Genomic DNA, 17,442 nt, shown 5'->3' on the forward strand with positions numbered 1-17,442 from the left:
GTTCCGATGGCAGGCCCGACACGGCGAGTGCGGTCGTCACCGCCGACGGCCCCGGCAGGCACGTCACCGGAACGCCGGCCGCCACGCACGCCGCGACCAGCCGGTAGCCGGGGTCGCTGATCAGCGGCATTCCGGCGTCGCTGATCACCAACACGGTCGCGCCGGCGTTCATCGCGTCGACGAGGCCGGGCACCCGGGCGGCCTCGACCCGGTCGTACAGGCTGACCAGGCGGCCGGTGATCCCGACGCCGAGCGCCTTGGCCAACACGCGCAGCCGCCGGGTGTCCTCGGCGGCCACCACATCGGCGCGGGCCAGCGCGTCGATCAGGCGTGGCGAGGCATCCGACGGCTGGCCCAGGGGGGTCGCGCCCAGCAATAGGCGGCCGGAGGTCATGACGGACAGCCTACGATCGACACCGATGTCCGCCCCGCCCCGCGAAAGCCCCGTCGTCTTGGAAGACCGCGACGAGCGCGTCGTGCCCGTCGTCAGCCCGGGGCCGCTGGCTCCCGTCGCGGACTTCGGGCCCACCGACCACATCCGCGGCTGGGTCGCGACCGGCGTGATCACGCTGCTGGCAGCGGTGACCAGGTTCCTCAACCTGGGCTCCCCGACCGACGCCGGCACGCCCGTCTTCGACGAGAAGCACTACGCGCCCCAGGCCTGGCAGGTGCTGCACAACCACGGGGTGGAGGACAACCCCGGGTTCGGGCTGGTGGTGCACCCGCCCGTCGGCAAGCAACTCATCGCCATCGGCGAGGCGTTCTTCGGTTACAACGGGGTGGGCTGGCGGTTCAGCGGTGCCCTGCTCGGCGTCGTGATGGTGGTGCTGGTCATGCGGATCGTCCGGCGGATCAGCCGCTCGACGCTGGTCGGCGCGATCGCCGGCGTGCTGGTCATCTGCGACGGCGTCAGCTTCGTCACCGCGCGCACGGCGTTGCTCGACGGCATCCTCACCTTCTTCGTGGTCGCGGCGTTCGGCGCGCTCATCGTCGACCGAGACCAGGTGCGCGAACGCCTGCACGTCGCGCTCATCCAGGGCCGCAGCGCCGAGACCTTGTGGGGACCCCGGCTGGGCGTACGCTGGTGGCGGTTCTCGGCGGGCATCCTGCTCGGATTGGCTTGCGGGACAAAGTGGTCCGGCCTGTACTTCGTGGTGTTCTTCGGCGCGATGTCGCTGGCGTTCGACGTGGCGGCGCGCCGCCAGTACCAGGTGACCCGGCCGTGGCTGGGCACGCTGCGACGCGACCTGATCCCCACGGCATACGCCTTGGCGCTCATCCCGTTTGGGGTCTACCTGGCCAGCTACGCGCCGTGGTTCGCCTCCGAGACCGCGATCGACCGCCACGAGGTGGGCCTGTCGATCGGCCCGCACTCCGTGGTCCCGATGCCCGACGCCATCCGCTCGCTGTGGCACTACACCGCCAAGGCCTTCCAGTTTCACGCGGGCCTGACGAACGCCGCCGGCAACTACCACCCGTGGGAATCCAAACCGTGGAGCTGGCCGATGTCGTTGCGGCCGGTGCTGTATGCCATCGACCAGCAGAACGTGCCCGGCTGCGGCCCGCAGTCGTGCGTCAAGGCGGAGATGCTCGTCGGCACCCCCGCCATGTGGTGGCTGGCCGTGCCGGTGCTGCTGTACGCGCTGTGGCGCATGCTGATTCGCCGCGACTGGCGCTACGCGGCCGTGTTGACGGGGTATTGCGCGGGGTGGCTGCCCTGGTTCGCCGACATCGACCGGCAGATGTACTTCTTCTACGCCTCGACGATGGCGCCGTTTCTGGTCATGGGCATCGCGCTGATCTGCGGCGACATCCTTTACGCGCGCCGCCAAACCTCGGAGCGGCGGACGTTGGGGCTGATCGCGGTGTCGTGCTACGTGGCCTTGGTCGTCACCAACTTCGCCTGGCTGTTCCCGGTGCTCACCGGCCTGCCCATCTCCCAGCAGACCTGGAACATGGAGATCTGGCTGCCCAGCTGGCGTTAGCGTTAAGGCACCGCGAAAGTGCAACTGGCGACAGCACCACTCGGGAAACGCGTCGGTAGTTGCACTTTCGCGGAGTCTTCAGACGGGGTCGCGCGCGACGGGGCAGGACATGCAGCGGGGGCCGCCGCGGCCGGTGCCCAGTTCGGAGCCCGCGATCGTCAGTACCTCGATGCCCGCGTCCTGCAGGCGGGCGTTGGTCTGCGCGTTGCGCTCGTAGGCGACCACCACACCGGGCGCCAGCGCCAGCGTGTTGTTGCCGTCGTCCCACTGCTCGCGTTCGGCCACCAGGGGGTCCAGCCCGGTGTCGATCACCCGCAGCTTGTCGATCCCCATCGCCTTGGCGGCGGCCTCCAAAAACGGCGTCTCGTCGCTGATCGTGATGCCGCCGGGCGCCGGCTGGATCGTGAACGCCGACAGCGTGTCGACGATGTTGGCGTACATCAGCACGGTGTCGGTGTCGACCATCGTGCACACCGTGTCCAGGTGCATCTGCGCGCGCCGTTGCGCGACCGGCACCGCCAGCACGGTGTGCGCGAGGTCGTCGTCAAACAGGCTGCGCGCCAACGCTTCCGCGCCAGCCGGGGTGGTCCGCTCACCGACCCCGACCGCGACCACACCGGGGGCAAGCAGCAGTACGTCGCCGCCCTCGACAGGCGCAGTACGCGACTCGTAGGCGCGCCGCACCCCGGTGAACCGCGGGTGATGCGCATAGATCAGGTCGCTGAACGAGGCCTCGCGAACGCGGGCCGGCAACGCCAGGGTGGGGATCACCACGCGCGGCCCGATCCAGATCGCCGAGTCGCGGGTGAACACCAGGTTGGGCAGCGGCTCGATGACGAAATCCGCCCCGTGGTGCATCCGAAGGACCAACGAGACGTCGGAGCGGATGTCCGGCGGCAGCTCGTTGAACGTCATGCCGGCCGTCAAGACGTTGGCCAGCCGGACCGGTTCCAGGCCCCGCAGGTAGGCCGAAAGCCCTTGAGCCAAGGGAACTCCGAGCCGGCGCGCGTCCACCGCGGCCGCGACGCCCTGCATCCGGGCGGCCCCGCTGTGGTTCAGGGCCTCGGTCAGCAGGTCGGACAGCAGCAGCACCTCGACGCCGCGGGAACGCAGCAGTTCCGCGAACTGGTCATGCTCCTCCTGTGCCCGCGCCACCCAGGGCAGCCCGTCGAACAGCAGCTGGTCGTTGTTGCGGGGGTTGAGTCGCAGCAGCTCGCCGCCGGGGCGGTGCAGGATGACGACCCGCAGCGTGCCCACCTCGGAATTGGTGCCCAGCTCAACAACACCCACGGTGGAAACGGTAGCGGGTCGGCCGCCCGGTCAACTTCCGATCGAACGGGTGTGCGATAAACTGAGGCCGTGGGCATCGCGGTACAGGGCTCGCTGTTCGAGCACACCGAGCGCAGGGAGCTCGGCGAAGGCGCGTTCATCGAGATCCGCGCCGGCTGGCTGACCGATGCCGATGGCCTGCTCGTCGAGCTGCTGTCGACGGTGCCGTGGCGGGCCGAGCGCCGCCACATGTACGACCGCGTGGTCGACGTGCCGCGGCTGGTCAGCTTTCACGACCTGACGGTCGAGGAGCCCCCGCACCCGCTGCTGGGGCGGCTGCGCCGGCGTCTCAACGACATCTACGCCGGCGAGCTCGGTGAGCCGTTCACCACCGTCGGATTGTGTTGCTACCGCGACGGCTGCGACAGCGTCGCCTGGCACGGCGACACCATTGGCCGCAGCAGCTCGCAGGACACCATGGTGGCGATCGTCAGCCTCGGTGCCACGCGCACCTTCGCGATGCGGCGCCGCGGCGGGGGCCCGTCGCTGCGGCTGCCCCAGGCGCATGGCGATCTGCTGGTGATGGGCGGATCGTGCCAGCGCACCTGGGAGCACGCGGTACCCAAGACGTCGGCGCCGACCGGCCCGCGGGTCAGCATCCAGTTCCGCCCGCGCGACGTGCGTTAGTGGCGATCACAAGCGCGGCATAGCCGGGCGCAGTGGGCCGCCACCATCGACCCAGTGGCGATCACAAGCGCGGCATAGCCGGGCGCAGTGGGTCGCCACCATCGACCCAGCGGCGATCACAAGCGCGGCATAGCCGGGCGCAGTGGGTCGCCACCATCGACCTAGCTACGGACCGCGACAACGGCCTTGACCAGCAGGTCACGGGCCCGCTGGGTGTCGATCTTGGCGACGGGCTGGTCGGGAATGACCAGCGGGTTGGCGATGACGATCACCTGGTAGTCGCCGAATTGAGCCGAATAGTCGTACAGCTCGCCGGTGCGCGCGCCCCCGGCCACCACGGCCTGCAGCACACGGTGCACCCCCGTCGTGCGGGCCCCGTCGATGTGCGGCGCGTCGATCACTTCGATGCCGCCCCGCACGCCGGCCCCGACGAATGCGACCTTGGCGCAGTCCTTTCCGGGGTCGTTGAACGGCAGGGCTTTTGAGGTCTCGATGGCGATGACGACGAACCGGTTCCCATTGCCCTCGGCGGAGACGGCGGCCATGTTGCCCTGCAGGTCGGGCGGCATGTCCGGTCCCACCGCCACTTTCGCGCAGTTCGCGGGGTCGAACGTCAGGCCATCAGGCAGCTTGCGGGCCGAGAGCAGCTTGGGGTCGATCGCCCGTTCGGAGATGTCGGTGACCTTGTACTCGGGCCCGAAGCTCGACTTCACGTCGGCGACCTTGCCGATGTCGGCCTTGACAGCGGGATCGCCCGATGAGCAGCCGGCGAGCACGCACACGGATGCGGTCGCGAGCAACAGCTTGAACACCGTGGCCAATCTACCCAAAGCGGACGCTCAGCTGCGCAACGTGGACACCGTTTTGACGAGCAGATCGGCGACGAATTGGGGCGGCAGCGCCGGCAGGGCCGAACCCGGGTCCGTGGTCAGCGTCGTGAAGGCGTAGTAGTCGCCCAGGTATGCGGTGAAGGTGTATGCGCGCGAATCGATTTCGGTGCCCGACTCGACCGATGATTTGGTGTCGGCCACCATGCCGAGGGTGTCGACGCCCTCGATGTGCGGGGCGTCTACCAGGCTGACGGTGGCCGTCGTATGCCCGGCGCCCATGGTCCACCGGCCGCACGCCCCCACCACGCCCCGGTCGAGGTCCACCGGGCCGGGTAAAGCCACCACCACCGCGTTGACGATGCCGCCGGCGCCCGAGGCGGAAAAGCCCTGCGCGGTTTGGTCGCGTCCGTTGCCGGGGTCGGCAAGCGCGGCGCACTGCGGCGGATCGGCCCGCGCGTCGGCCTCGAGGCTCCAGATCCCCCTGGGCGAGACCCCGCTGGGGATGCCGGTGGTCACCTCGTAGTTGGGCGGTAGGTCGCGCACCACCCGCTTGATGTTGGCGGGGTTGACCGCGGCGCTGTGGGCCGTCGTTGTGGTGGTCTTCGACGGCGTGGGCGCGGGTGACTGCGCGCACGCGGCCAGCAGGACCAGGGGAACACCAATCCAGAACGGCCGCATGCCCGTTCAGCCGACCGCTTCGATCACCTGGCGGGCGACGCGCTTGATCTGGTCGGCCAGGTGGCGCCCGAAGGTCAGCCGGCGCGGCACGTCGATGACGGTGGTGATGACGCCGACGTCCTCGCGCTGCCAGATCGCGCCGTAATGGTCCATGATCGTGCGCATCGGCAGGTTATCGGAAAGCATTCGCGCGGAAAATCTTTCGACGCCGTCGACCCTGGCCGCGATCGACAGCGCGCCGATCAGAAAGCTGCCGATCCCCCGGCCCTGATAGGCGTCGGCGACGGTGAAGGCGATCTCGGCGACCGTCGGATCGCGCTCGTCACGAACGAAACGGGCGTCGGCCACCGGGTCGTCCCCGTCGGTGACGACCCAGACGAAGTGGTCGACGTAGTCGACCTCGGAAAGGTAATGCAGCAGCGCCGGGGTGGGTACCCGCGCCGTCATGAACCGCCGATACAGCGTCTCGCTGGAGAATTGGATGTGGCCCCGAACGGTCCGCTCGTCGTCGCCCGGCAACACCGGGCGCAGCATCAGGTGGGTCCCGTCGCGGACCCGTATCGGGATCGGCGAGATGAACGCGGCCATGCGCTGGCGCACCGTGCGCAGCAGCCGCGGCATCACCCCGGGGAGGTGCAACATCCGGGTGAAGGCGTCGTTGTCGCCGATCCATCCGGTCAGCGGTTCGGTGGTGGTGACGGTCGCGATTCGCGGGATGTCGCGCAGCAGGGCGATCTCCCCCACGATCGTGCCGGGCGATACCTGTCCGGCGATGACCGTGCCGTCGCTGTCGACGCGCTGGATTTCGGCGGTGCCCGACGAGATGAGCAGGAACGAAACGGCCTGCTCACCCTGCTGCATCAGCACCTGTCCGGCCGCGGCGCGCAGCGGTTGCAGCCGGGCGGCCAGCGGCACCAGCTCTCCGATAGGACAGCCCGCGAAGACATCCATCGTCGCGAGCTCCTCTGCCCGCGCGCCGGTCAATTCGGCCACTGCGATGTCCCCGCCGATCGGTGTCGCCATCTTCGGACCTTGCCCACGTTATGGGTGTGTTCGGGACGCGGCAAGGGGCCGCCACTACCCTGGGGTCGCGGCCGTCCCGGCGAAAACCTCCACGAAAGCACACGCATGACCCAGGATCCGATCGAGCTGACCCGCGGTCTCCTCGAGACGACCGCCGTGCTGCGCAACGGTTTCCTGGACGTCTTGGGCGAATCGACGAGTTTTCCGGCCCCGACGTTTGCGCAGCGCGCGATGAACAGCCCGTTCGTCGCGACCGTGTACGAGCGGCTGTGGCGGCCCACGTCCTTCTACGTGGCCAGCGGCGTCAGCGCCCGGGCCGAGCGGCGCCGCGCGGCGTCGGCCCTGCGCCTGGCCACCGCGTCGCGATTGCTCGACGTGGCTTGCGGGCCAGGCAATTTCACCGGGCCGCTGGCATCCGAACTGCCGGACGGTGGCCTCGCGGTCGGTTTCGACATTTCCGAGCCGATGCTGGCTCGCGCCGTGCTGGACAACGGCGGCGCGCGCACCTGTTATGTCCGCGGCGATGCCCGGACGTTGCCGTTCGCCGACGAAACATTCGACGCAGTCTGCTGTTTCGGCGCGCTGTATCTGATGCCCGAGCCGTTCCTGGTGGCCCGCGAGATGCTGCGGGTGCTCGCGCCGGGCGGCCGGATTGCCATCCTCACCAGCTACGCCGCCGGCCCGCCGCCGCTTCGCCACGTCCTGACCGGTGGGGCGCAGGTGATCGGGCTCACCATGTTCGACCGGCACGCCTTCGTGGACCTGTTCTCGTCGGCCGGCCTGGTGGACGTCGAGCAACAGACGCAGCGCGTGTTGCAGTTCATCGTCGCCACCAAGCCCGGCCGATAGACGCGGCTAACGCGTTGCGCCCGAGCGGCTCTCGTCAGGCTGCACCACGAAGTCGACGACGATCTCGGCCACGGCGTCGATGGCATTGCGGGGGATGACCTCGTAGCCGTGGGTGCTCAGTGTGGGCAGGCACAGCAGGCCCGCCCGCGGCGTCAGGCCGTTGGCCTTGGAATGCGAGGCGTCGGACATGAAGGCGCCCAGGGCGGCCGCCTGGGGCTTCAACCCGCGGTCGGCCGCGATCCTCATCAGCCGGTCGGCGACGTCCTTGTCGTAGACGCACAAGGCGTCGCTGTAGCCGACGATGGGACCACCGCCGACGGTGGTCCCATACTCCCGCTCGGTGGGCCCGACCTCCAGGGCCAGGGTGAGCGTGCCGGGCAGAGTGGCGCTGGCGTAGGAGCCGCCCACACCGCCGATCTCCTCGTTGGTGGTGAAGACGACGTAGACGTCGTGGGCGGGCCGTTGTCCGCCCTCGCGGAGCAGGCGGGCGGCCTTCAGGAGCGCGGTCACGGCGGCGCGGTCGTCGAGGAAGTAACACCCGATGAAGTCGCCGACCTCGACCGGCGTCCTTTTGCTCCGCTCGACGCACACCCGCGTGCCGGGGTGCACGCCCGCCGCGGCGAGCTCCTCGGTAGTGCGGCCGGTGAACACGTAGACGTGGTGCCAGTCCAGCGACCGGTCGCCCTTGTCCGGTTTGGTCTGCCAGATTCGCGGGCTCTCCTTGGTGGTGTGCTCGGAGCCGAGCGTGAGCACCGCGGTGAACGTCTCGTGCTCGCCGAGCACGGCGACGGGACCGAGCCCGAAATTCCCGGGGTACATCGTGCCCAGCTGCGTCAGGTGCAGCGTGCCGTCCGGCTCGATCCGCTTGACCAGCATGGAGAGTTCGTCCATGTGCGCCATCACCCGCGTCGCGACACTCTGGCCGGCCGTCGATCGGTGCCGATGCGCGGTGTCGCCGGGCGGACCGCCCGCTGCGAGGTAGCCGACGAGGTTGCCGGCGTCGTCGGTCCACATGTCGTCGACGACGGGTTGCAGCTCGCGCGCGCACACCGCGCGAACCTCGTCCTCCTGGCCGCACGGCCCGTACGTCGACAGGAGTTCTTTCAGCAGCGCGTCGGTCGCGTCCGGATCCGCCATTGAGTCCTTTCTCGCCCGCACCCGCAGGGCGACGCGCGCGGTCGCGATTCAGGGGTTTGGGTGACAACTGGATCAGTACCCACATCCGGGATCCGCAACCCCGCGATCCAGCGCGGAGGCCAGGCGAGGCGCTCCTGACGTCCTCAATCGGCGTGGAAGCAACGAAGGCTGCGATGCGTGAGGACTTTGGCCCCTACCTGCCGCGGACCGCAGGGCCGACAGTGAGATGCCGTGGCTTCGTGGCAATCGGGACGGGAGAAAGCAATGAATCGCGAAACGAGCAAATTCTTCAGCGGAGCGTTCGCCGGCATCGCCTACGCGCACGGCGGCTACGCCATAGCGGCATCCAACGGGATCATCGACGAGCCGATCCTCCTCGGAAGGAAATGGGGCGTCGGGTTCATGTGGACCGAGGCCGTTGTCTATGCCGCGATCAGCGCGGCCCTCGGGTACCTCGGCTGGCGCAAGCAACCCCTCAGGCTGCAAGTGGTGGGCGCCCCGGAAACAAATGGGCAAAGCAAGGAAGGCGTGACTGCGGCGCGGGCACCTCTATCAACATCGAGTTGATCGCGTCACCGACTAGTACGCGCCACACAGAGGATGCCGCGACCATATGAACGTCGGTCCCGGGAGCTGCTCGAGAGTCTGCGCTCTCCTGCTGGCCGCCGCCGCGTTGTTCCCCACAGCGTCAGCATCGGCAGAGCCGACCGATGACGCTTTCATCGCGGCGCTGGAGAATTACGGGATCGTTATCAATGACCGCGACAGCGAGATCGCGCATGGCCACGCGGTATGCGCCGCACTTGATACAGGCCAAGACTCAAGCCTGCTCGCGTTGAAGCTGATGAAAGATCCGAAGCTGAACCTCTCGACAAGGCGGCAAGCCGGCTTCTTCGTCGGTGATTCGGTGGCATCGTATTGCCCGCAATACCGCGGCGCTGTCGATCCTTCGCTGATCTGGCTGCTGCCGTTTCCGCCGATGATGTGAACGGTGAACCTTGAACCGTCTGGAAGCAACACAATTCAAACCGCCGGTGCCGGCAAAGACTGACGGTCGCCCGGCGCCCCGCGACCGCGTGTTGGGGAGCAGGGTGACGGATGTACTGTCCGCGGCGTTGGACGCCGGCCAACTGGAGAAACCGTGACCGCAGCCAACATCATCATGATCGCGTTGATGGCGTGGGCCATTGTGGCTCCACCGGCCTTCTTGTGGCTGGGTGTGTGGCTCGAGCAACGGAGGTGGCGATGAGCGCCGAGGCCTCCCGAACCGTGCGGCTGCGTGTTCCCTGAGTGGAGCTAAGGGGATTCGAACCCCTGACCTACTCGATGCGAACGAGTCGCGCTACCAACTGCGCCATAGCCCCTGACCGCTAGCAGGCTACCAGCCCCCAAGCGAACCGCCGAACCGCCGGCGCTACTCGCCGACCGCGCGCGGCACGTCCCGGGGCCAACCGTAGTTGCGCATCGGCATCGCGTAGTCCAGGTGCTCGAAGATCGGGTCCTCGTCGTCGATCTCCAGCACCACCGCGCCGGGGCGCCGCAGCCGCGAGGGCACCACGTCGTAATCGCGGTCGTAGGCGTTCTCCACGCCAAGGCGCGCGCGGGCCATCCGCTGCATCCGGCGGCGGCGCACCCTCTCCTCGATGCGGGTCTGCCTGCGCAGGTAGGCCAGGTACAACAGGGTCACCACGGTCGCGCTCCCGCACGCCCACCAGGCCGTCGGCGACACCTCGAAGGCGGCCGTGGCCGAGCCGACCAGGAAGACCGCCATCACCATCAGCACCCGCTTGCGGAAGGCGTACTTGCGGGCGCTGACCGCGGCCGCGGTCTTCGGGTCGAACCGGCGCCGCCGGGAGGAACCCGCTGCGACGAACGCGCGCGGATCCTCGTCCTCCTCCTCGCGGTCCGCCTCGGGCTCCAAACCCGAAGAGTCGTCGACGTATTCGTACCGGTCGTCGTCTTCGTCGTCGTCTTCGTCGTCGTCGTGTTCGGCGACCGTCTGGGGCTCTGTCTCGACGGCGGCCTCATCCCCGTCGGCCTCACCGGGCTCGGCCAGCTCGGCGCCGGCGCCGGCCGGCAGCGCACCGGAATCCTCGACGACGTCGACGTCGAGGTAGTCGGGCTCGGTCGGCTCGACGGTCGCGACCTTCACGACGACCGGGCGCGCCGGATGCACGTCGGTGTCGGCTTCCTCTTCCTGCTCTTCGTATTCGTCCTGGTCACCCTCGGTCGCGTCCTGCTCCGGCTTCCAGTGCGGGTCGCTGCGATGACCGGCGGCGGGGCCGCCGCGCTTGAGCAGCCGGGACCCGGTGCCGTTGAGCACCCGGGTCGCCAGCGCCACGTCGCTGGTGCGCCGCACCGCGTCGCGTTTGCTGATGAGCATCGGGACCAGCACAAACAACCACAGCACCACGAGCGAGATCCACAACAGCGACTGCGGGATGCTTGGCATGATGACGTGCTCCTCACTGGCCCTGACCCCCGCGAGGCTCATCGGTGGCCGGCGCGGCCGGGGCAGGGTGACCAGCACAATTACACACCTGTAATTTGTCTCTCACAAGCACCAAACGTCACTCGTGTCGCGCTAGCCACAGCGACCGGCCCGGCGGGCGCCCTACGGCGCCGAAGCTCAGGCCCAGCTCGCGTGGCCGGCGCGGACCAGGGTCGAGGCCACCGATCCCTGCACCTCTTCGACCGTGATGGCCATCAGCAGGTGGTCGCGCCACGCCCGGTCGACCTCGAGGTACCGGCGCAGCAGGCCCTCCTCCCGGAACCCGACCTTGGCGAGTACCGCACGGCTCGCGGCGTTCTCCGGGCGCACGGTGGCCTCCACGCGGTGCAGCATGACCGGACCGAACGAGTGATCGAGACCGAGCGCCAGCGCGGCCGTCGCCACCCCGCCGCCGGTGGCCGACCGGGGCACCCAGTAGCCGATCCACGCCGAGCGCAGCGCCCCGTGCGTGACGTTGCCGATGGTCAGCTGGCCGCAGAACCGCCCGTCGAGCTCGATGACGTAGGGAAGCATGCGCCCCTTGCGGGCCTCCGCGCGCAGGCCCGAACATAACGCCGGCCACGCGGTGACCGTGTGCCGGATCGTCCAATCCCCGTCGGTGCTGGGCTCCCACGGCTCGAGATGCGCGCGATCGGCCAACCGAATGCGGCTCCATTGCGCGCCGTCGCGCATCCGCACCGGCCGCAGCCGGACGACCCCGGCCGGCACCCGCAGCGGCCCCACGTCCATCGGCCAACCCGGATGACGGGAATTGGTGCGCAACAGGTTCACGAGCATGGTGCGGTCGTCCCCGCCTAGCCGCGCTGGGCCAGGAAGGCGACGTCGACGATCTCACCGGTGCGAATCTGCTCGGCCCCGCTGGGCACCACCACCAGGCAGTTCGCCTCGGCGAGGGTGGCCAGCAGGTGCGACGACGCCCCCGGGGCCCCGCCCAGCGCCTGCACCAGGTACTCACCGGTGTCCTGATCGCGCATCAACTGGCCGCGCAGGTAGCCCTTGCGCCCGGCGACCGACGTGATCGGCGACAGGGCGCGGGCCTGCACCATCCGGCGCATCGGCTGCCGCTTGCCCAGCGACAGGCGGATCAGCGGCCGGACCATCACCTCGAACACCACCAGCGCGCTGACCGGATTGGCCGGCAGCAGAAACGTCGGAACGCCCTCGCGCCCGAGCTGCCCGAAGCCCTGGACGGACCCCGGGTGCATGCCGACGCGGACGACCTCCATCTCGCCGAGTTCGGACAGCACCAGCCGCACCGCCTCGGCGGCCGCGCCGCCGACGGCGCCGGCGATCACCACGACCTCGGCGCGGTTGATCTGGCCCTCGACGACCTCGCGCAGCTCGTCTGGGTTATTCGGCACGATGCCGATGCGGTTGACCTCCGCGCCGGCGTCCCGGGCCGCCGCCGCCAACGCATAGGAGTTGACGTCATAGACCTGACCGTTTCCGGGGGTGCGCGAGATGTCGACCAGCTCGCCGCCCACGGCCATCACCGACACCCGCGGGCGCGGGTGCACCAACACCCGTTCCCGGCCGACCGCGGCCAGCAACCCAACCTGCGCGGCGCCGATGATCGTCCCGGCGCGCACCGCGACGTCGCCTGGCTGGACGTCGTCGCCGGTGCGGCGCACGTAGGCGCCCGAGGGTGCGCCACGCAGGATCCGCACCTGCGATCTCCCCCCGTCCGTCCAGCGCACCGGCAGGACGGCGTCGGCCAGGGTGGGCAGCGGGGCCCCGGTCTGAACCCGGACGGCCTGCCGCGGCTGCAACCGGCTCGGCGTGCGCGAGCCGGCCTCGATGGTCCCCATCACCGGCAGGACCAGGCCGTCGCGCGTGTCCTCGTCGCCTCCGGATTCGTCGGGCGGCTCGCCGAGGCTCTCGGCGCCCACCTCCCCGACGCCCAGCACGTCGACGCTGCGCACCGCGTAGCCGTCGATCGCGGCCTGATCGAAGCCGGGCATGGGCCGCTCGGTGACCACTTCCTCGGCGCACATCAATCCCTGCGCCTCGGCGATCGCCACCCGTATCGGCCGCGGGGCCACCGCGGCCGCCGTTATCCGGGCCTGCTGCTCCTCCACAGAACGCACAGCGCGCCTCTCTGACGTCGAGACCTGTCGCCCGCCTTGTCCCGCCGGCCCGGCGTTGTCGCCCGGCTAGTTCTCGGTCAGGCCCAATCGCGCCACCAACCATCGCCGCAAATCCGGGCCATAGTCGTCACGATCCAATGCAAAGTCAACCGCAGCCTTCAGGTAGCCGCCGGGATTTCCCAAGTCGTGTCGAGATCCCCGATGCACGACGACGTGGACCGGGTGGCCCTCTTCGATCAGCAGCGCGATGCCGTCGGTGAGCTGCACTTCGCCGCCGGCCCCCCGCTCGATGCGGCGCAACGCGTCGAAGATGGCGCGGTCGAGCACGTAGCGGCCGGCCGCGGCATACATCGACGGGGCGTCGTCGGCCTTGGGCTTTTCGACCATGCCCTTGACCTTCAGCACGTCGGGGTTGTCACTGCCGGGGACCGGCTCGACGTCGAAAACGCCATAGGCGCTGATCTCTTCGGGAGTCACCTCGATCGCGCACAACACCGTGCCGCCGCGGGCGGCCCGCACCTTGGCCATCGTCTCCAAGACGCCCGTTGGCAACACCAGGTCGTCGGGCAGCAGCACCATGACGGCGTCCTCGTCGGCCGCCAGCGTGGGTTCGACACAGCCGATGGCGTGGCCCAGTCCGAGAGGTTCGGCCTGCACGACGGACTCGACCTTGATCAGCTGCGGCGCGCGGCGCACCTTGTCCAGCATCGCCTTCTTGCCCCGCGCCTCGAGCGTGCCCTCCAGCACCAGGTCCTCGACGAAATGCGCGACGACCCCGTCCTTGCCCTCGGAAGTGACGATCACCAGACGTTCCGCGCCCGCGGCGGCGGCCTCCTCGGCGACCAGCTCGATGCCCGGCGTGTCGACGACCGGCAGCAACTCCTTCGGCACCCTCTTGGTCGCGGGCAGAAAACGCGTGCCCAGGCCGGCCGCGGGAACGATCGCCGTGAAGGGGACCGGAACTTCTGGGCGTGACATTGTTCAAACGATAAACCTCGTCAGGTGCGCCGACGCCGTCTGGCGGCGCCAAATCCGGGCCTGTCATCGTTGAGGGCGTGGAAGCCGCAAGCAAGGACGCGTTGCGCCGGCAGCTGCTGGCGGCGCGGCGTTGCGTTGCCGACGACGTCCGCGGCACCGAGGCGCGCCTGCTCAGTGACCAGCTGGAGCCGCTGATCACCAGCGGGATCACGGTCTGCGCCTACGCGCCGGTCGGCACCGAGCCGGGTTCGCCCGAGCTGCTGGACATGTTGCTGCGCCGGTCCGCGCGGGTGCTGCTGCCGGTCGCGCGCACCACCGCCGAGGACAAGCCGCTGCCGCTGCGCTGGGGTGAATACCGGCAGGGCGCACTCGTCCCCGGGCCGTGGGGGCTGCTCGAGCCGCCCGAGCCGNACGCGGCCGCGGTCGTCGGGTCGATGCTGGCCAGCCCCACCAGGCGCGGGGAGGTGCTCACCGACGTCCGGCTGCTCGGGAGCCGGTTGGCTGAGTTGACGGCCGGGCCCGGCGCCCGCATCGTGCCGCTGCACCTGGCCGACGACGCCCTGATCGACCTGATTCGGGTCGGGGATGTCGTGGACGTGCTTTCCGCCCCGGCTACCGACGCGCCGGCGGCGGGAACCCCGGCCGTGACCAAAGTGGTAGCAACCGACGCCGTCGTCGTGCTTGTTTCGCCCAAACAGAAGGTCCAGGCTGCCGATAGCAACCGCGTAGTGTTGGTTGCGCTGCCGGCTCGCGTGGCGAACACGGTGGCGGGCGCGGCGTTGGGCCAGACGGTAACCCTGACCCTGCACTGAGTGCCTGGCCACAGTTGGGCACGTGATCGATAGCAAACGTTGTCCAGTCCAGAAAGGACCTCCGCATGCTCAAAGGGTTCAAGGAGTTTCTCGCGAGGGGCAATATCGTCGACCTGGCCGTCGCGGTGGTCATCGGTACTGCCTTCACCGCATTGGTCACCAAGTTCACCGACAGCATCATCACGCCGCTGATCAACCGCATCGGCGTCAAGCAGCAATCCGACGTCGGAGTCTTGAAGATCAGCATCGGCGGCGGTCAGACCATCGACTTGAACATCCTGCTGGCGGCGGCGATCAACTTCGTCCTGATTGCCGCGGTCGTGTACTTCTTCGTCGTGCTCCCCTACAACACGCTGCGCAGGCGCGGTGAGGTCGAGCAGGCGGACGACGCCCAGGTCGTTCTGCTCACCGAAATCCGCGACCTGCTGGCCCAAAACACCAACGGGGACTCGCCCGGCAGGCACGGTGGCACCACGCCCCCGCCGGCCCACGGGCCCCGCGCGGACGCCGAAGCGCAGTGAGGCGCGCCTAGATCTCCAGGCTCGACAACTGGCCGATGATCTGAGCGGCAAGCGGATTCAGCGTCGCCATCCCGTCGCGCACCGCGTAACGGGAGCCGGCGAGGTTGACCACCAGCGTGCTGCCCGACACCCCGGCCAGGCCGCGGGACAACCCGGCATCGATGATGCCGGCGGACAGCCCCGAGGCGCGGATGGCCTCGGCGATGCCCAGGATTTCCCGATCCAGGATCTCGCGGGTGGCCTCCGGCGTGACGTCGCGTGGGGTGACGCCCGTCCCGCCGACCGAGACCACCAGGTCCACCCCGCCGATCACCGCGGTGTTGAGCGCGTTGCGGATCTCGACCTCGTCGGCCGCCACCGCCACCACGCCGTCGACCACGAACCCCGCCTCGGTCAACAGCTCGGTGACCAGCGGCCCGCTGTGGTCTTCGTCCCCGTGCGCGGTGCGGTCGTCGACCACCACGACCAGTGCCCGGCCGACCACCAACTCCGCGCCCGTTTCCATGGGTGCAACCGTATATCCGAGATCCGACAATCCCGCCGCCGAGGGCTCTTCGACTCGCATCACTGATCCGCCTTACCGAGGGTGACCTGCACGGTGCGGCTTCCCCCGCCGGGATCCTGGAACGTCAGCGACACCTTGTCACCGGGCGCTTTCGAGCGGACCGCGGCCACCAGCGCGTCGGCGCTGTTGATCGGGCGGTCGTCGACCTTGGTGACGACGACTCCCTTGGGCACTCCGGCGCTCGCCGCCGCGCCGTTCGGCACGACGTCGACGACCTTGGCGCCCGGGGTGCCCTTGTCGCTGGTCACCTGCACGCCGAGCGAGGCGTGCGTCGCCTTGCCGGTCGCGATCAGCTCGTCGGCGATGCGCTTGGCCTGGTCGACGGGAATCGCGAAGCCCAGCCCGATCGAGCCGCTCTGCGCGTCCGGCGAATCGGCGCCCAGGGTGGCGATCGCGGAGTTGATGCCCACCAACTGGCCGCTCATGTTGACCAGCGCGCCACCAGAGTTACCCGGGTTGATCGCGGCATCGGTCTGAATCGCGTCCAGCACGGTGTTCTGGTTCCCCGACTCGCCGGTGGTGGACACCGGCCGGTTCATCGCGCTGATGATTCCGGTGGTCACCGTGCCCGACAAGCCCAGGGGCGAACCGATCGCCACCACCGGCTGCCCCACTCGCAGATCCGACGACGAGCCCAGCGTGATCGGGTTCAGCCCGGACACGCCCTGCACGCGGATCACGGCGATGTCGCTGGTGGGGTCAGCACCGACCACCGTGAACGGCGCCGTACGGCCGTCGGAGAAGGTCACCGTCGTCTTCGCCGGCGGACCAGCAGGTCCGCCCGGGCCGCCGGGCCCGCCCGGGCCGCCGGGCTTGGCCGCCGCCGCGATCACGTGGTTGTTGGTCAGGATCAGGCCGTCGGTCGACAGGACGACGCCGGAACCCTCTTCGGACTGGCGGCCCAGGTCCGTCTCCAACATGACGACGCTGGGCACCACCTTGGCGGCCACCTGTTCGACGGAGCCCGGCGGCATGTTCGCGGCCGGGACGCTGGGAGCGGCCCCCGGGATAATCCCGTGGCCGTTGCTGGTGGCGGAGTGGGTGCCCAGCTCGACGGCCGTTGCCGCGGCGCCGCCGATCCCGGCCGACACGACCGCGATGGCCAGCGCGCCCGCCGTCAAAAGGCCTGCGCGGGAACGCTTCTGGGGCACGGGCCCCGGAGGCATCGGCGGCAGCATGTGGATGGGGCCGGTCCCGGTTCCCCCGGGCACGGGGCCCGGTCCGGTGCCGCCGGCTAGGGGGCCCGGCCCGGTGCCACTGAAAGGCTCGTAGGGCTCGTAGGGCCGCCGGTACGGGGTCGTCTGCGAGGGCTGGGCCGACCGCTGATAGCGCCAGTCGTACTGCGGGTTGTACGGCTGCTGCTGGCGCCCCTGCGCATACGCGGGGGGCACAGGCTGATTAGGCCCGGTACGGTATCCCGGCTGCTGCGGCGGTGGCGAATACCTCGGGTCATTCGTCATGTCGCTACGTCGCTCTTCCTATATTCCGGCTTTTGGGCTCGACTTCGCT

Annotated in this window: 19 protein-coding genes and 1 tRNA gene; 7 read left to right on the forward strand and 13 right to left on the reverse strand. The window is 69.5% G+C overall.

From position 1 onward, the window contains the following. The coding region (gene rsmI / locus BN4348_RS49640; RefSeq protein WP_235852792.1) for a 16S rRNA (cytidine(1402)-2'-O)-methyltransferase at positions 1 to 394 on the reverse strand (394 nt) is incomplete at its 3' end. Between the two features lie 25 nt (positions 395 to 419). On the opposite strand from rsmI, the gene BN4348_RS49645 reads away from it, so the two are divergent. Next, on the forward strand, positions 420 to 1,985 hold the full coding sequence (locus BN4348_RS49645; RefSeq protein ID WP_066915387.1) for a dolichyl-phosphate-mannose--protein mannosyltransferase: 1,566 nt from the start codon (positions 420 to 422) through the stop codon (positions 1,983 to 1,985). Positions 1,986 to 2,063: 78 nt separating this feature from the next. On the opposite strand, the gene arcA is transcribed toward BN4348_RS49645, so the two are convergent. Beyond that, on the reverse strand, positions 2,064 to 3,275 hold the full coding sequence (arcA, locus tag BN4348_RS49650) for an arginine deiminase (protein ID WP_066915389.1): 1,212 nt from the start codon (positions 3,273 to 3,275) through the stop codon (positions 2,064 to 2,066). A 69-nt stretch (positions 3,276 to 3,344) separates the two neighbouring features. On the opposite strand from arcA, the gene BN4348_RS49655 reads away from it, so the two are divergent. Continuing rightward, a complete protein-coding gene (locus tag BN4348_RS49655; RefSeq protein ID WP_066915391.1) occupies positions 3,345 to 3,941 on the forward strand; it encodes an alpha-ketoglutarate-dependent dioxygenase AlkB in 597 nt (198 codons plus the stop codon). 161 nt (positions 3,942 to 4,102) lie between these two features. Here BN4348_RS49655 and BN4348_RS60500 read toward each other — a convergent pair whose 3' ends face one another. Genes BN4348_RS60500 through BN4348_RS49670 form a run of 3 tightly spaced genes read right to left on the reverse strand, consistent with a single transcriptional unit; the run spans position 4,103 to position 6,472 of the window. After that, positions 4,103 to 4,753 carry a DUF5642 family protein gene (locus BN4348_RS60500; protein WP_066915393.1) on the reverse strand — a complete coding sequence of 217 codons (651 nt, stop codon included), beginning with the start codon at positions 4,751 to 4,753 and terminating at the stop codon, positions 4,103 to 4,105. A 27-nt stretch (positions 4,754 to 4,780) separates the two neighbouring features. Then, a complete protein-coding gene (locus BN4348_RS60505) occupies positions 4,781 to 5,449 on the reverse strand; it encodes a DUF5642 family protein (protein ID WP_066915394.1) in 669 nt (222 codons plus the stop codon). 6 nt (positions 5,450 to 5,455) lie between these two features. Beyond that, positions 5,456 to 6,472, reverse strand: coding sequence for a GNAT family N-acetyltransferase (locus BN4348_RS49670; RefSeq protein WP_096866187.1), 1,017 nt, complete (start codon positions 6,470 to 6,472; stop codon positions 5,456 to 5,458). 105 nt (positions 6,473 to 6,577) lie between these two features. Here BN4348_RS49670 and BN4348_RS49675 point away from each other — a divergent pair, with 105 nt between their 5' ends. Beyond that, the gene (locus tag BN4348_RS49675) at positions 6,578 to 7,321 is read left to right on the forward strand and encodes a class I SAM-dependent methyltransferase (protein ID WP_066915396.1); all 744 of its coding nucleotides are present in this window, start codon (positions 6,578 to 6,580) and stop codon (positions 7,319 to 7,321) included. Between the two features lie 6 nt (positions 7,322 to 7,327). On the opposite strand, the gene BN4348_RS49680 is transcribed toward BN4348_RS49675, so the two are convergent. After that, positions 7,328 to 8,458 carry a M42 family metallopeptidase gene (locus tag BN4348_RS49680; RefSeq protein WP_066915398.1) on the reverse strand — a complete coding sequence of 377 codons (1,131 nt, stop codon included), beginning with the start codon at positions 8,456 to 8,458 and terminating at the stop codon, positions 7,328 to 7,330. A 264-nt stretch (positions 8,459 to 8,722) separates the two neighbouring features. On the opposite strand from BN4348_RS49680, the gene BN4348_RS49685 reads away from it, so the two are divergent. After that, complete coding sequence (locus BN4348_RS49685; RefSeq protein ID WP_211145750.1) at positions 8,723 to 9,025, forward strand: hypothetical protein; 303 nt, start codon at positions 8,723 to 8,725, stop codon at positions 9,023 to 9,025. A gap of 46 nt (positions 9,026 to 9,071) precedes the next feature. Then, positions 9,072 to 9,446, forward strand: a complete 375-nt coding sequence (locus tag BN4348_RS49690; protein ID WP_066915400.1) for a DUF732 domain-containing protein — start codon at positions 9,072 to 9,074, stop codon at positions 9,444 to 9,446. Between the two features lie 303 nt (positions 9,447 to 9,749). On the opposite strand, the gene BN4348_RS49695 is transcribed toward BN4348_RS49690, so the two are convergent. The 5 genes from BN4348_RS49695 to BN4348_RS49715 form a co-directional block, all read right to left on the reverse strand. After that, positions 9,750 to 9,822 (reverse strand) — tRNA-Ala (locus tag BN4348_RS49695). Positions 9,823 to 9,872: 50 nt separating this feature from the next. Then, entirely contained in the window at positions 9,873 to 10,910 is a 1,038-nt protein-coding gene (gene sepX / locus BN4348_RS49700; RefSeq protein WP_084454412.1) for a divisome protein SepX/GlpR, read from the reverse strand. 177 nt (positions 10,911 to 11,087) lie between these two features. Continuing rightward, complete coding sequence (locus BN4348_RS49705) at positions 11,088 to 11,741, reverse strand: GNAT family N-acetyltransferase (RefSeq protein WP_211145815.1); 654 nt, start codon at positions 11,739 to 11,741, stop codon at positions 11,088 to 11,090. Positions 11,742 to 11,764: 23 nt separating this feature from the next. After that, positions 11,765 to 13,057: a molybdotransferase-like divisome protein Glp gene (gene glp / locus BN4348_RS49710; protein WP_066915402.1), complete on the reverse strand. Its 1,293-nt coding sequence runs from the start codon at positions 13,055 to 13,057 to the stop codon at positions 11,765 to 11,767. A gap of 66 nt (positions 13,058 to 13,123) precedes the next feature. Next, positions 13,124 to 14,035: a UTP--glucose-1-phosphate uridylyltransferase gene (locus BN4348_RS49715; RefSeq protein WP_066915403.1), complete on the reverse strand. Its 912-nt coding sequence runs from the start codon at positions 14,033 to 14,035 to the stop codon at positions 13,124 to 13,126. A gap of 77 nt (positions 14,036 to 14,112) precedes the next feature. Between BN4348_RS49715 and BN4348_RS49720 the strand changes: the two genes are divergently transcribed. Together BN4348_RS49720 and mscL are read left to right on the forward strand one after the other, a co-directional pair. After that, entirely contained in the window at positions 14,113 to 14,847 is a 735-nt protein-coding gene (locus BN4348_RS49720; protein WP_084454386.1) for a 5-formyltetrahydrofolate cyclo-ligase, read from the forward strand. 65 nt (positions 14,848 to 14,912) lie between these two features. Beyond that, on the forward strand, positions 14,913 to 15,368 hold the full coding sequence (gene mscL, locus BN4348_RS49725; protein ID WP_066915404.1) for a large-conductance mechanosensitive channel protein MscL: 456 nt from the start codon (positions 14,913 to 14,915) through the stop codon (positions 15,366 to 15,368). Positions 15,369 to 15,375: 7 nt separating this feature from the next. Here mscL and BN4348_RS49730 read toward each other — a convergent pair whose 3' ends face one another. Both BN4348_RS49730 and BN4348_RS49735 read right to left on the reverse strand, forming a co-directional pair. After that, positions 15,376 to 15,933, reverse strand: coding sequence for a MogA/MoaB family molybdenum cofactor biosynthesis protein (locus BN4348_RS49730; RefSeq protein ID WP_066915405.1), 558 nt, complete (start codon positions 15,931 to 15,933; stop codon positions 15,376 to 15,378). After that, a complete protein-coding gene (locus BN4348_RS49735; RefSeq protein WP_066915406.1) occupies positions 15,933 to 17,393 on the reverse strand; it encodes a S1C family serine protease in 1,461 nt (486 codons plus the stop codon). The genes BN4348_RS49730 and BN4348_RS49735 overlap by 1 nt, the downstream gene beginning before the upstream one ends. Between the last annotated feature and the right edge of the window lie 49 nt (positions 17,394 to 17,442).

Origin of the sequence: Mycobacterium interjectum (genome assembly GCF_900078675.2) — a bacterium.
Taxonomy (GTDB): domain Bacteria; phylum Actinomycetota; class Actinomycetes; order Mycobacteriales; family Mycobacteriaceae; genus Mycobacterium; species Mycobacterium interjectum.

Bases quoted from the DNA above. Each gene is read 5' to 3' on its own strand.
- BN4348_RS49715 (WP_066915403.1), bottom strand. From the start codon at position 14,035: ATGTCACGCCCAGAAGTTCCGGTCCCCTTCACGGCGATCGTTCCCGCG.
- BN4348_RS49680 (WP_066915398.1), bottom strand. From the start codon at position 8,458: ATGGCGGATCCGGACGCGACCGACGCGCTGCTGAAAGAACTCCTGTCG.
- BN4348_RS49645 (WP_066915387.1), top strand. From the start codon at position 420: ATGTCCGCCCCGCCCCGCGAAAGCCCCGTCGTCTTGGAAGACCGCGAC.
- BN4348_RS49690 (WP_066915400.1), top strand. From the start codon at position 9,072: ATGAACGTCGGTCCCGGGAGCTGCTCGAGAGTCTGCGCTCTCCTGCTG.
- BN4348_RS49730 (WP_066915405.1), bottom strand. From the start codon at position 15,933: ATGCGAGTCGAAGAGCCCTCGGCGGCGGGATTGTCGGATCTCGGATAT.
- sepX (WP_084454412.1), bottom strand. From the start codon at position 10,910: ATGCCAAGCATCCCGCAGTCGCTGTTGTGGATCTCGCTCGTGGTGCTG.
- BN4348_RS49675 (WP_066915396.1), top strand. From the start codon at position 6,578: ATGACCCAGGATCCGATCGAGCTGACCCGCGGTCTCCTCGAGACGACC.
- BN4348_RS49735 (WP_066915406.1), bottom strand. From the start codon at position 17,393: ATGACGAATGACCCGAGGTATTCGCCACCGCCGCAGCAGCCGGGATAC.
- BN4348_RS49670 (WP_096866187.1), bottom strand. From the start codon at position 6,472: ATGGCGACACCGATCGGCGGGGACATCGCAGTGGCCGAATTGACCGGC.
- BN4348_RS49685 (WP_211145750.1), top strand. From the start codon at position 8,723: ATGAATCGCGAAACGAGCAAATTCTTCAGCGGAGCGTTCGCCGGCATC.
- mscL (WP_066915404.1), top strand. From the start codon at position 14,913: ATGCTCAAAGGGTTCAAGGAGTTTCTCGCGAGGGGCAATATCGTCGAC.
- BN4348_RS60505 (WP_066915394.1), bottom strand. From the start codon at position 5,449: ATGCGGCCGTTCTGGATTGGTGTTCCCCTGGTCCTGCTGGCCGCGTGC.